Raw genomic sequence first — 14,265 nt, forward strand, 5'->3', positions numbered from 1 at the left:
TAAGTGACTTAATACACAAATATTGTTTTTAGATGAAAGCTTCAGTCCGCTAGATGATTGGATTAATATCTGATAAAGTGCAAAGCATATCTGTAGTTTTAATAGCTAAATACCTAATATCCCCCAGTATTAATTACTCACACCATGACCTCTAGGCGTTCTGCTAAAAAATCTCCATCTAGTTCTTCGGCTCGTCAATCTGCAAATGAAGAACAAGACAATCATGACAATACATTATTTCCTATAGTGGGAATGGGCGCTTCTGCGGGTGGATTGGATGCTTTTAGGGAATTACTCACCCATTTACCAGATGATACGGGGATGGCGTTTGTATTAATTCAGCATTTGAGTCCCCATCAAAAAAGTTTGTTGAGTGAAATTCTTTCCCGCGCAACTAATATGCCTGTGCGGGAAGTAGAGAATGGGATGGTTGTGGAAGCAAATCATGTCTACGTGATTCCGCCAAATGCGAAAATGACTATTTCTCAGGGAGTGTTGCAACTGACTCCGAGAGAGAAAACCTACGGGTTGTTTATGTCGGTGGATACTTTCTTTATTTCTTTAGCAGAAGATAGGGGAAATAAAGCTATTGGGATAGTGCTGTCGGGAGGCGATGGCGATGGGGCCAGGGGGTTAGAATTTATTAAAGAAGCTGGTGGAATTACTTTTGCGCAGTGTCAAGATTCAGCAAAAGTTAGTGCTATGCCAAATACGGCTGTAGCTTCGGGTAATGTGGATTTTATTCTGACTCCACAAGAAATTGCTGAAGAACTCGCAAAACTCAGCCGTCATCCTTATATTCAACGCCAGTCACCAGCCGCAACAACGGAAGTATCTGAGCCAATCCCAACTAACAGCGATGCTATCTCGACTATTTTTAGTTTATTGCGGGCGGCTACGGGGGTAGACTTTAACCACTACAAACAAACTACTCTCAAGCGGCGAATTGTGCGGCGGATGATTTTGTATAAGTTAGAAAGATTGGAAGATTACGTCCGCTATTTGATGGAAAATCCGCCAGAGGTTTTGGCACTGTATCAAGATATGCTGATTACGGTGACGAATTTTTTCCGCGATCGCGAATCTTTTGACGCTTTAAAAACCAAAGTCTTCCCCATTATTACCGAAAACCGCACCCTAGATTCACCAATTCGCATTTGGGTAGCGGGATGTTCTACCGGTCAAGAAGCTTACTCAATAGCTATTTGCTTGTTGGAATTTTTAGGAGATCGGGTAATTAATACCACTATCCAAATTTTCGCTACAGATATTAATGAAGCGGTAATTGAAATTGCGCGCATCGGGATTTATAAACCCAGCCTAGTAGCCGAAGTTTCTCCCGAACGCCTACAGCGCTTTTTTGTGCAGGTAGAAGGTGGTTACCAAATTAGCAAGCCAGTACGGGAATTATGTATCTTTGCTAGACAAAACCTGATTGCTGACCCGCCTTTTTCTCACTTAGATTTAATTACCTGCCGCAATGTGCTAATTTATTTGGGCAATGCCGTACAAAAGAAAGTTCTACCTTTGTTTCATTATGGTCTTAAGCCTACTGGTTTTTTAATGTTAGGCACTTCCGAGACTGTAGGAGAATTTTCGGATTTATTTAGTTTATTGGAGAGAAAGTCCAAGATATATAGCCGAAAAATGGCTCCAGCGCGGTTGGGTATAGATTTAATTACCAATAACTTTCCCCTAAAGGCAAGTACTCCCCAGTTAGCAGCGAGCGATCATACTTGGAATGAGATGGAGATGCAAAGAACTGCTGACCAAATCATTTTAAGTCAGTATGCGCCAGTTGGTGTGATTATTAACAACGATTTAGAAATTCTGCAATTTCGCGGTCACACTAGTCCCTATCTCCAACCGCCAGCCGGCAGACCTAGCTTTAATTTGTTAAAGATGGCAAAAGAAGAACTGCGGTTAGAATTACGGACAGTGATTCATCAAGCAAAACAGCGACAGATATCAGTATGTAAAGAAGGTATCCAAATTGTTGAAAACGGTCAAGTGAGATTGGTAAAGGTGGATGTAGTACCGTTTAAAGCTCGCGGTGGGGAAGAACGCTATTTTTTAGTGATGTTTGCTGATATGCCAGCCTCAACAATTAATATCACACCGGAGAGCGATCACAATTTAAAATCTCGCCGGGGTAAACAAGCAGCAGCAGCAGAGCAAGAAATTAACACCCTGAAGCAGGAGTTAGCCACAACGAAAGAATATTTGCAATCAATTATTGAAGAACAGCAAGCCACTAATCAAAACCTCAGAGCCGCTAACGAAGAAATTCTCTCTAGCAATGAAGAGTTGCAAAGTACCAATGAGGAATTAGAAACCGCCAAAGAAGAAATTCAAGCCACCAACGAAGAATTAAACACCATCAACGATGAATTGCAACGGCGCAATCTCGAATCTACTCAGGTATCCAACGATTTACAAAATTTACTCAGCAATATTAATATTCCCATCCTCATGTTAGGTGGCGATTTGCGGATTCGCCGCTTTACCCCAGTGGCGGGGAGAATTTTTAACCTGATTTCTACTGATATTGGACGACCAATTAGTGATATTAATCACAATTTAAATATTGATGATTTAGAAGAGCAAATTTTAGAAGTCATTGGTAACCTCAACCTCAAAACCCAGGAAGTACAAGACGCTGAAGGACATTGGTACGATTTGCGCATCCGACCATACCGGACAATCGATCATAAAATTGATGGTGCAGTAGTGGTATTAGTTGATATTGACGCCCTAAAACGCAGCGCCGAACAGCTACGCGCCTCCAGAGATTACGCCGAGGCGATTGTGGATACCGTGCGGGAATCGATTGTGGTATTAGATTTAGATTTACGGGTAGTCAAAGCCAATCGCAGTTTTTACGAAACCTTTCAAGTACTACCACCAGAAACCGAACAGCGCTTAATATTTGAACTGGGTAATGGCCAGTGGAATATTCCGTTATTGCGATCGCTCCTACAAGATGTTATCCCCAGCAACGCCCCATTTCAAGATTTAGAAGTCGAGCATAACTTTGAGTCTATTGGGCACAAAATTATGCGGCTAAATGCGCGAAGAATGCCGCAAATTGAGAATATGCAATTAATTCTCTTAGTCATTGAAGATATTACTCAACAAAAGCAACTCGAAGCTGAACGCATTCAGTTATTAACTCAAGAACAATCAGCCCACACCGCCGCCGAAACCGCCAACCGCGCCAAGGATGAATTTTTATCAATTTTGTCTCACGAACTCCGCAACCCCTTAAACTCCTTACTAGGGTGGGCGCAGATGCTACAACGGCCAAATCTCACTCCAGAGATAATTAATCAAGGACTAGCAGCAATTGAGCGTAGCGCGATCGCTCAAGCGCAGTTAATTGGCGATTTGCTAGATATTTCTCGCATCAGCGCTGGTAGGCTGCGTCTAGATGCAGAATTCATGGAATTAGTACCCGTAATTAACGCCGCCATTGAAGTTGTCAGGATTTCTGCTGAAGCCAAAAATATTCAAATTGTCACTCAGCTAGATAGCACAGACAGAAGAATTAACGGCGATCCTACCCGCTTACAACAGGTAATGTGGAATTTACTGTCTAACGCGATTAAATTTACTCCAGCCGAGGGCAGAATTGACATTATCTTAGATTACAGTGATGTTCACGCTCAAATTCAAGTCAGCGACACAGGGCAAGGAATTACACCTGACTTTCTTCCTTATATTTTCGAGCGCTTCCGCCAAGCCGACGGTACCAGAAGACGCGCCAACCCTGGTTTAGGGTTAGGACTTTCCATCGTGCGCCATTTAGTTGAACTTCACGGTGGTACAGTAGAAGCTGAAAGCCCCGGAGAAGGGCAAGGTGCAACTTTTACAGTTAGACTACCTTTGCAAACTCAGTTAAGCGAAACTTCCCCGCCAACAGTTAATCAGTTACTTTTACCCACCCAGCCAGAACAATCCTTAGAAAATCTCCCCTCATTGGTAGGTTTGCGGGTTTTAGTCGTTGATGATGAAGCAGATATTCGCGATTTATTTTCCCTTACCTTGGAACAGTACGGAGTCATAGTCACAGCCGTAGCCTCAGCTAATGCTGCTTTATCCACCTTAATGGCTAACCCCACGGGTTATGATGTGTTGCTATCTGACATTGGCTTACCAGAACAAGACGGTTATGATTTAATCCGTCAAATCAGAGCGCTAGATGCAGAACTTGGCGGACAAATTCCCGCCGCCGCCCTCACCGCCTATGCAGCCGAATCCGAACAAGCCCAAGCCCTCGCCGCCGGATTTCAAATGCACATCGCCAAACCCATTGAACCAGAGCGATTATTATTTATTGTTGCCGCCTTGGCGGGCAGGGGGTAGCTTATTGTAGAGACGCGATTCATCGCGTCTGTATTGTTTATCAATTCATCGCGTCTGTATTGAAAAATAATCTTATACCAATTCAAATAATGTTTGCGAAAGATAAATTCTTTATAGGGGCACGGCACCAGTCACCTGTGTCAACTTAAGCTAAAAGCTATATACGGCGCGTGTTGTACAAAAACCTTCGCGCCCTCATCCCCTAACCCCTTCTCCCTCAGGGAGAAGGGGAATTAAATCTCTTGCTCCCCTCTCCCTGAGGGAGAGGGGCTGGGGGTGAGGGCGAAACCTTGCAACCAAGAAGGTTTCACGTTAAGTTGACACCAATGGGCACCAGTAAGATATTGGATATGCCAAAACATTGTGGATGTTCCCTACCCATCTGTCGCGTTCTTGTTTCAAAATGACCTTAGATTTACTAATTCAAAACGGGTTAATTTTTGATGGTTTAGGCTCTGCGCCTGTGCGCGGCGATATTGGGATTAAAAATGGCAAGATTTTCGCTATCTCTCCTGCCATATCTACCCCAGCAAAAGAAATAGTTGATGCCTCTGGGTTGTGGGTGACGCCGGGATTTATTGATATTCATACGCACTACGATTTAGAGTTGGAAATTGCCCCAGAATTAAGTGAATCGGTGCGTCATGGGGTGACTAGCGTAGTTATTGGTAATTGTAGTTTGTCAATTGCCATCGGTGAACCGCAAGTTCTCGCAGATATTTTTCAAAGGGTAGAAACGCTTTCCCATCGCTTAATTAGCAAATGGCTAAATAAATCCTTGGCTTGGCAAACACCAGGAGAATATTTACAACATTTACAACAGTTACCACTAGGCCCCAATGTAGCACCATTATTGGGACATAGTGCTTTACGCGCTTACGTCATGGGATTGGAACGCAGTTTAACTGTACAGCCGAGCAAATTTGAACTCAAACTCATGCAACGCATTACCGCAGATGCTTTAGATGCGGGATTTGTCGGCGTTTCTATTGATATGTTTCCTTGGCACCGCATGAGCGGAGAATGGCAAGGTGATACTATTCCTTCCCAACATGCCAAATTTAGGGAATATGCAATGTTAGCAAATTTGTGTAAAAAACGCGATCGCGTGTTTCAAGTCACGCCCAATTTACACCAGCTAACTTCTTTTGTTGATATTCTGCGCATGGGTTCGGGGTTTGGTAAACCACTGCGGCTGACAATTCTTTCGGCTTTAGATGCTGTCCATAATCGGCAACTCTGGCGCATATTTGCACCCATTCTATTTATCTGGAATCGCTTGCTTAACGGTAACGTGCGCTTGCAAACCTTAACTGAACCCTTCACAATTTACTCAGATGGCCCTGTTACCCCCTTATTTGAAGAATTCCCTACAGGCGCACAGTTAAACGGCTGTAAATCCCGCCAGGAAAGACAACAATTATGGCGTTCAGCAAGTTTTCGCGCTCAGTTTCGCCAAGAATGGCTGAATAAACAGCTTAAATCATTTCATCGCCAATTAGACTTAATGGAAGTGGTTAACTGTCCTGATGCCAGTTGGCAAGGTTTAAATTTTGCCGAAATCGCCCGCCGCCAACAACAAGAACCGATAGATTTATTTATACAAGCATTACAAGAATACGATACAGATTTACGCTGGGTAGCCACAGGCGCAAACGACCGCTTAAAGCCACGGTTAGCCATGATGCAGCATCCCCATATCTTCCCAGGATTTACTGATGCAGGCGCTCACGTGCGTAACCTGGGTTACTATGATGGCGCTTTGTCTTTACTCAAGCAAGCAGTTGCAACCAAATTTCTCACACCAGAAGCGGCGATTTCTCGCGTTACCGGCGAACCAGCCGCTTGGTTTCGGCTAAATACGGGAGTGCTGAAAGTAGGAGCAAAAGCCGATATATTATTACTTAACCCCAATGCCTTAAATCAACCCATCAGTCCCCAAGTAGAAATTTTAGATCCCCTGCTAGATAACGAACCGCGCATAGTTAAACGTGGTTCCGACGAGATTGTGCAAGCAGTGTATATTAATGGAGTGAGGGTTTTTGCTGAGGGTAAAATAGGCGATCGCTTAGGACGAGAAAAATTAGGAAGCGTTTTGTCACCATGTTAATTCAAATTTAAGCAGGAATTCGATGATTTTCCTGAGGCACAAAAGCTAAAACAATATCTTCTTCCGCAATACCATGATCGATTAAATCTTGAGTAATTCCTGATTCCATCCCATCGTACTCAATAATTACTTTTTCTGCCGATAAAGTTACGTAAATTAGATTACCCCTAATTCTTTTTCCCCTGTCCCATCCTACTTGCATTAAGGCATATCTATCTTGAGATTCATCAAAAATAGTATCTAACCGAATATTACCATGGGACGGTCTAAATTTAGAGTATTGAGTTACTACTTCCTTCACTATTTGACGATATTTTTTTAGCTTATCCATTGTGTGATTTCCGCCCTTTGTAAATTTACAATAATCATTTTTAATGGTAGCTCTTTAATTACAAGTTCACCTATCGGTTCCTGAAAAAAATCTTCATAAAGAGTATCGCTAATTGCTAAGTAAATATCACGTTCTGGATCTACTTTTCCCAAAAGTAAACCATACAAAACATACTGCCCAATTGCTTGTTCCAAATCTTTAATGATAGATTTAGCTTTAAATTCTTTAATCTCTATTGCAATCCGGTTATTATTCTTTTCAGCCCCAATTAGCCTACTCTCATTACTATTAGTTGCAGATTTACTCGCCCCTAAGTCAATAAACAGAAATCTTTCCCCGTAGGATATTACATAAGGGTCGTCAGTATCTTTAATTATCCAACCATCTTTAGTCAGCGCTTGCTTGACAGTTTCATGAATTGCATCCCTAGATGGCATATTGTATTAGATAAGACTATTAATCAGTAGTTTTTCATAACCATGCTATCAAATGTCAGAACTAAGCGATCGCTTCAAACACAAAAGACTGGCAAGCATTTGATGATCGTTAATTGTAGGGGCACTGGCACTGCCATGCCCCCAAGCGCGTAGTCTTAAATCACCATCCTATCAAATGTCAGAATTAAGCGATCGCTTCAGGCACAAAACACTGGCAAGCATATGACGATCGTTAATTGTAGGGGCACTGGCACCGCCATGCCCCCAAGCGCGTACTCATTAATCACCATGCTATCAAATGCCACAACTAAGCGATCGCTTCAAACACAAAAGACTGGCAAGCATTTGATGATCGTTAATTGTAGGGGCACTGGCACTGCCATGCCCCCAAGCGCGTAGTCTTAAATCACCATGCTATCAAATGCCACAAATAAGCGATCGCTTAAAACGGAAAAAATTAGGAAGCGTTTTGTCTCCCTTTGAAGGACTTCCAATTTAAATAATGTTTGCGACACATCAACATATTTATAGAGGGCAAGGCATTGCCTTGCCCCTACAATCTGTCGCATTCTTGTTTCAAATTAGTATTATTTTTCCCCCTGCCCCCTGCCCCCTGCCCCCTGCCCCCTGCCGACAAAGTGATAGTATATTTTTGTAGCTGAAAGTCCCTTAACTCGTAACCTCAACCGACTTTTGACGGCTAGGACGTTTGCGAGCAGATTTCTTCTTCAACCCTACAGCTTGCGCTTGATCGCTATCCGAACCATATTGCCCCTTTACAGCTTCTTTCATTGCTAAAATTGCATTGTGGAATTCCCATTCTGCTAACCTCGCAGCATCCAAAGCCGCACGGTATACAGCGAATCTTTCAGTTTCGGCTTGTTGCTGCTCCAACATTGCTTGATAAGCGTTCTGAAGATTTGCAATGGAAGCATCAGCACGGGTTGTATCATAGGTAGTAACGGTTTGCAATCCACGCAAAGACTTCACATCTTGACTAATAATTTGAGGACTTAAACGGCGTCTTGTATTTTGGATAGCCATAGAAAACACGTAGTAATGGTATGTATTTAATATGCCCATTAACGCCTCAAAAAATAGCACTAAGGCGATGTTTTTGGATAAACCAAGCCTAAATTAACGGTTAACTGCTTTTTCAGGCGTTACATTAACAATGTCAGGCGTTACATTAACAATGTAAGTCGTTACATTAACAATGTCAGGCGTTACATTAACAATGTCAGGCGTTACATTAACAATGTAAGTCGATACATTAACAATGTCAGGCGTTACATTAACAATGTAAGACGTTACATTAACAATGTAAGGCGTTACATTAACAATGTAAGTCGATACATTAACAATGTAAGTCGATGGCTTAGGAGCAATAGCAACCCTAAATGCATTATAAATACTTATCTTCCTTGTCCCCCTTCCCTTCCCCCTTGTGTTTGCATCTCAAATCGAATTGCTATAAATGATGCAGATACCTTGGTAGGGTAGATAAATTGAAAAAAATCGAGCGACATCAAACTTTAGATAAAAAAGATGCGGCTCAGATTTTGAGCTACATTGAGGATAATCTTTTACCTTTGATGCTGGAAGGATTTGCACAGAAGCCTCATTCTATGTTGGGAGCTTCTTTAGGACATTTACTCAATGCTATTAATTGTGCCGTATTGCTGGAGCGATCGCCACTAGAAATCTGGCACTATCTAGAATTATTCAAAACAGTGGCAATTTGCCATTTTCGTTTTGGTTCGGGAGCTGCACCTTTTACAGCCACTATCAATGGTACTACATTGCATTTTGTCCCAGAAGCGCATTCAGAGTATATGTATCTAGACAACTGGGTAACTGCTACTGATGCTTGCATTCTGCTAGGCGATCGCGAAAGTTTGAGTTTTTTAACGACAATGACAGAAGATGACTTTAGTAATGATAATTATACTAAACAGGAAAATCACTTTAACAGAGAATATTATCAATTTATCCGCACTTTTCTGAATAATCAGCAAAACAGCGAGAATTTTTTAACCGCCGCCATAGCCGCCGCCATTCAGCCCCAGGATAATCCCTTGCGTACCAAGTTTGTGAACCTAATTTGCTATCCACAATTGCGGTTATTGCAAAAGTTGATAGCTGGAGATGTACAAGCATTTAACGAGCAGCTATATTTAGCATTAACTGCTCACCAACAATTTTGGACTCAAGAAACTCATATTTATAATCCTAAAGGCTGGATTTCTCTAAAATTACTGGCAACTTGTGCGATCGCAATTAAATCACAGAATTTCACAATCAAAGTTGAATCTGATTATATTCCCCCATTTTTAGCAAATTGTAGGCGCAGTTAACCTACACCTGTCAGTACAAAAACCCTCGCCCTCATCCCCTCACCCCTTCTCCCCCAAGAGAAGGGGAATTAAATCTCTTGCTCCCCTCTCCCTCAGGGAGAGGGGCTGGGGGTGAGGGCAGAACGTTGCCGCCAAGCGGGTTTCACGTTAAGTTAACACCTATGAACAGTGCCAGTGCCCCTACAATTAGCGATCGCTTCTACCTCACCAACTAGCAATCTGCTGTATAAAATCTCTCTTCCCATGCCCAATGCCCACTCGCCCTGAGCGTTCGCGTAGCGTCTCGAAGAGAAGTCGAAGGGATGCCCAATGCCCCTTTATATTAATAAGTAAACCTAAAATTTGAGCTTATACTAATTATTCATACAGCCTAAGCAACAATTTTAGCCCTTGCTCAGTCAACTTCCTGCATGAACGCTGATTTTCAACATTACCTAGAATCAGTCTGCCACACTTACCAACATTGGTGGGAAAAGTACACCATTACAGATGTCGAAGGGCGTAGACAAAACTCACCGTTTGAGGGCTTGATGGTAGCAACAGTGTCGCCAAAGCAAGACAACCGAGGTGACACCCAAGAGAAAACAGAACGCTTACCAGTGCAGGAAGGGTTACGTAAATATGCAGAGAATCATGTATTACTTGTAGGCAAACCAGGTTCAGGCAAATCTACAGCTTTAGCACAGATGTTGTTTGAAGAAGCAGAGAAAGCAAAATCCCGGAGCGATTCAGGGTGCATACCCGTACTGGTGGAGTTACGACAATACCAAACTTCAGTGCTGGATTTGATTCAAAGTTTTTTGCAACGGCATGGATTATATGATGTAGAAATTAAAACCTTGTTGCGTAACCGACAATTGTTGCTGCTTGTGGATGGGGTAAACGAGTTACCCAATGAAGAAGCAAGGCGAGAGTTAAAAACTTTTCGGATAAATAACCCCAAAACCCCCATGATTTTCACTACGCGAGATTTGGGGGTAGGTAGCGATTTGGGAATTGAGCAAAAGCTGGAAATGCAACCCCTAACGGAGGAGCAGATGCAGCAGTTTATCCGCGCCTATTTGCCCGAAACAGGTGAGGAAATGCTACGGCGGTTAGGTGAAAGATTGCGCTCCTTTGGGAAAACGCCTTTGCTGCTGTGGATGTTTTGTGATTTATTTCAACAAACAAACAATATACCGCCAAATTTAGGTTTGGTGTTTCGCCAGTTTACGCAATTTTATGCCGACAAAATCAAAGATGATGTTCGAGTAGTTGAGGAGTTGCGCGGCTGGTGGAAAGAGTCATTGGAAGCATTGGCTTTCACCATGATGCAAGGAGAAACGCCAACAGAATTGCGAGTCATCATTGATAGGCTTGAGGCGGAAGAAATTTTGACGAAGTTTCTAGAAGGGAAAGTTGATTATCCGCCTACTCGCGCCAAAGAATTGCTGAAAGATTTACTCAAGCATCATTTAATCCAAATTAGTAGCAATGAAAAAATAGAGTTTCGCCACCAGCTACTTCAGGAATACTACGCTGCGGAATGTCTACTTCAGAAGCTTACCCATATTAGTAATGAAAAGTTGACACGGGATTATCTGAATTATTTAAAGTGGACAGAACCTTTAGCGCTGATGTTGGCTTTAGTGGAGAAAGAAGCGCCAGCAGTAGGGGTGGTGAAGTTAGCGCTAGAGGTGGATTTGGAGTTAGGCGCAAGGTTAGCAGGAGAGGTAAAGCCGGAGTTTCAGAAAAAAACAGTTGATTTAATTCTAGAGTTAGAAGTTTCTGAATTGCTCAAGATAGAGTTTTTAACGAGTACGCGCTCTAAGCATGGAGTTGCATTTTTAATTAATGGGCTACAAAATGTAGATTCTCATTCCTATATAATTTCTGTAAAAGCATCAGGGAAAATCACAGCTAGCCAAGCAGTAGTCGCCTTGATTCATGTTTTGAATTATCAAGATTCTGATGTGCATATAAATGCCGCATTAGCATTAGGAGAAATCAAAGGTGACCAAGCAGTATCCGCATTAATTTATGCTTTGAATCGTCAAGATATTATTGGGCATACAACTGCTATGAAAGTATTAGGAAAAATCACAGATAGCCAAGCAGTAGCCACGTTGATTTATGCTTTGAATGATCAAGATTCTGATGTGCGTAGATTGGCCGCAGAAGTATTAGGAAAAATCAAAGATAGCCAAGCAGTATCCTCATTAATTCATGCTTTGAATGATCAAGATTCTGATGTGCGTAGAAATGCCGCATTAGCATTAGGAGAAATCAAAGATAGCCAAGCAGTAGCCGCATTGATCCATGCTTTGAATGATCAAGATTTTTATGTGCGTGGAAATGCCGCATTAGCATTAGGAGAAATCAAAGATAGCCAAGCAGTAGCCGCATTAATTCAAGCTTTGAATGATCAAAATTCTAATGTGCGTAGAAATGCCGCATTAGCATTAGGAGAAATCAAAGATAGCCAAGCAGTAGCCGCATTAACTCAAGCTTTGAATGATCAAAATTCTAATGTACGTATAAATGCCGCATCAGCATTAGGAGAAATCTATAGCTCTGAAATACTTCCTCAAATGTGGAAGTTAAGATTAGCTGGGGTAGACTATGCAAAGAATGTCATTTCAAAGATTCAAGAGCGTTACAAGTTTTACAACCATGAAATTTTTCATTCTCCCTCAATTAAAAACGCAACTCAAACAGAATCAAAAACTATGCAATACCAAGACTTTCAAATATTAATTGATAAAAATCACCAAATCCGCGCCTCTTCAGAACAAGGTGATGTTTCGGCTGAATTACGCTTAGACATAAACGAAATTGAACTAGCCTTAGAACTGATTGAGTTGAACAAAACAAATGATAAATTACTCAAAAGTTTAGGAAACCAACTTTACCAAGCGCTATTTCCCAACCAAATTAACGCTCGCTTCCATGCCACAATGGCAGGGGCACAAGCAAATCAAGAAAGCGTTCGTTTGCGCTTAATATTTCAATCTCCGCAATTAGCCGCACTCCCCTGGGAATTCCTTTATGACGCAGAAACCACTACCTTTTTAGGAAACAACATCCAAACAGTGCTGTCTCGCTATATTGATGTTCCCCTGCAAAAACGCGATATCAAAACCGCTAAGTTACCCCTAAAAGTGCTACTCGTCATTTCATCTCCTACTGACTTAGCTCCATTAGACGCAACTGGCGAAGCAACGCTGATTAACTCAGCGCTGGAAACACACATCAAAGCAGGTCAAATAGAATTAGATATTATCAAGGAAGCTACCACCCGCAACATTAATCAAAAGCTGCGCGAAAAACCCTATAATATATTCCACTTCATCGGGCATGGTGTTTTTAAAGACAACAAAGGCTACATTGCCCTAGAAGATAACAATAAGCAAGCTAAATTGATGGATGAAAACGGTTTCGCCGACTTCTTCTTAGGCTACCGCAGCTTGGGGTTAGCTGTACTCAATTCTTGTAAAGGCGCAGAAGTGTCAGAACAGCAAATCTTTACCGGAATCGCACCCAATCTCGTACAACGGGGAATCCCTGCGGTAGTGGCGATGCAATATTCTATCCGTGACACCACCGCCAAAATTTTTGCTGATGAATTTTATCGCACCCTGGCTCTCGGCTATCCCGTAGACGCTGCTATTCAAACAACCCGCAACGCCATCTCTCAGGAAGTCGGATTAAATCAACGCGACTTTGCTACACCAGTACTTTATATGCGTGCCAAAGATGGCATCATCTTGGATTTTTCCGCATAATATTATGTTCGCTTGCGCAGCTGTGTAGGTTGGGTTGAGGAACGAAACCCAACAAACCCGTGGAAATGTTGGGTTTCACTTCGTTCAACCCAACCTACAATTATCCTTAACTACAGCTATATCAAACGTTAACTTAACGTGACACCCCCTTACCGCAAGGAACTGAAGTTCCTTGCTAATAGTAAAAGTCATCGTCAGATTCCTAAATATCCTCAAAATCTTGAGTCTACTTTAGTAGACTTAGACTATTAGCCTTGGAATTCATTCCAAGGCGGTTGACAAAGCTGCGTAGGTTAGGTTTCGTTCTTCAACCCAACATTTCCAGGCGTTTGTTGGGTTTCACTTCGTTCAACCCAACCTACATTTTAGAATTATGAATTACTTTTCTAAAACAAAATTATTAAAATATAGTTGATGAGTATTTTTCAATCATTTATTTATGAATAAAATAAACAATCATCCTCAACAAAATTTAAAAAATAAAATCAATAATCAAATTCAAGAGCATCCGTTTACAAATTATTGGGATATTTTTGTGCTTAAACATCAACATCCCATAAATATCGCTCTCCATATTCTTGGTATCTTCTTCTTTTACAGCTTACTCTTGACTACTTGGAAGCTGCAAAACTTTTGGTTACTTTTAGCCTTACCCCTAACACAGTTAATAGGCTTAACCGGACATCTTTTATTTGAGCGTAGCCATATAGATTTACAAGATGCTGTATTTTCTTGGCGAGCTTCCTACTGTTTAGGTAAAATGCTTATCAGGGTTTTAACGGGACAATATAAAAATGATATTCGCCAACGTCAAGAAATGTTATACCAATTTAATATGAAGTTGCATATATCTAGCATCCCCCTAAATCCCCCTTAAAAAGGGGAACTTTGATTCTCTTCC

At 41.7% G+C, this 14,265-nt stretch carries 8 protein-coding genes; 5 read left to right on the forward strand and 3 right to left on the reverse strand.

The features are described 5' to 3' along the window. Positions 1-144 precede the first annotated feature (144 nt). Positions 145-4,365: a chemotaxis protein CheB gene (locus tag AACW45_RS30270; RefSeq protein WP_190636827.1), complete on the forward strand. Its 4,221-nt coding sequence runs from the start codon at positions 145-147 to the stop codon at positions 4,363-4,365. 403 nt (positions 4,366-4,768) lie between these two features. Then, on the forward strand, positions 4,769-6,475 hold the full coding sequence (locus tag AACW45_RS30275; RefSeq protein ID WP_190636829.1) for an N-acyl-D-amino-acid deacylase family protein: 1,707 nt from the start codon (positions 4,769-4,771) through the stop codon (positions 6,473-6,475). Positions 6,476-6,482: 7 nt separating this feature from the next. On the opposite strand, the gene AACW45_RS30280 is transcribed toward AACW45_RS30275, so the two are convergent. The 3 genes from AACW45_RS30280 to AACW45_RS30290 all read right to left on the reverse strand — a co-directional run bounded on the left by AACW45_RS30280 (position 6,483) and on the right by AACW45_RS30290 (position 8,287). Continuing rightward, complete coding sequence (locus AACW45_RS30280; protein ID WP_190636831.1) at positions 6,483-6,806, reverse strand: XisI protein; 324 nt, start codon at positions 6,804-6,806, stop codon at positions 6,483-6,485. Then, positions 6,794-7,243: a XisH family protein gene (locus tag AACW45_RS30285; RefSeq protein WP_190636833.1), complete on the reverse strand. Its 450-nt coding sequence runs from the start codon at positions 7,241-7,243 to the stop codon at positions 6,794-6,796. The genes AACW45_RS30280 and AACW45_RS30285 overlap by 13 nt, the downstream gene beginning before the upstream one ends. 669 nt (positions 7,244-7,912) lie before the next feature. Next, the gene (locus AACW45_RS30290; protein WP_190636835.1) at positions 7,913-8,287 is read right to left on the reverse strand and encodes a hypothetical protein; all 375 of its coding nucleotides are present in this window, start codon (positions 8,285-8,287) and stop codon (positions 7,913-7,915) included. Between the two features lie 464 nt (positions 8,288-8,751). Between AACW45_RS30290 and AACW45_RS30295 the strand changes: the two genes are divergently transcribed. The 3 genes from AACW45_RS30295 to AACW45_RS30305 all read left to right on the forward strand — a co-directional run bounded on the left by AACW45_RS30295 (position 8,752) and on the right by AACW45_RS30305 (position 14,241). Further along, positions 8,752-9,600: an immunity 49 family protein gene (locus AACW45_RS30295; RefSeq protein WP_190636836.1), complete on the forward strand. Its 849-nt coding sequence runs from the start codon at positions 8,752-8,754 to the stop codon at positions 9,598-9,600. 410 nt (positions 9,601-10,010) lie between these two features. Beyond that, on the forward strand, positions 10,011-13,364 hold the full coding sequence (locus tag AACW45_RS30300) for a HEAT repeat domain-containing protein (protein WP_190636839.1): 3,354 nt from the start codon (positions 10,011-10,013) through the stop codon (positions 13,362-13,364). 439 nt (positions 13,365-13,803) lie between these two features. Continuing rightward, complete coding sequence (locus AACW45_RS30305) at positions 13,804-14,241, forward strand: Mpo1-like protein (protein WP_190636841.1); 438 nt, start codon at positions 13,804-13,806, stop codon at positions 14,239-14,241. The last annotated feature ends 24 nt before the right edge of the window (positions 14,242-14,265 follow it).

The organism is Calothrix sp. FACHB-168 (assembly GCF_963889195.1).
In the GTDB taxonomy this organism is placed as follows: Bacteria; Cyanobacteriota; Cyanobacteriia; order Cyanobacteriales; family Nostocaceae; genus Aulosira; species Aulosira anomala_A.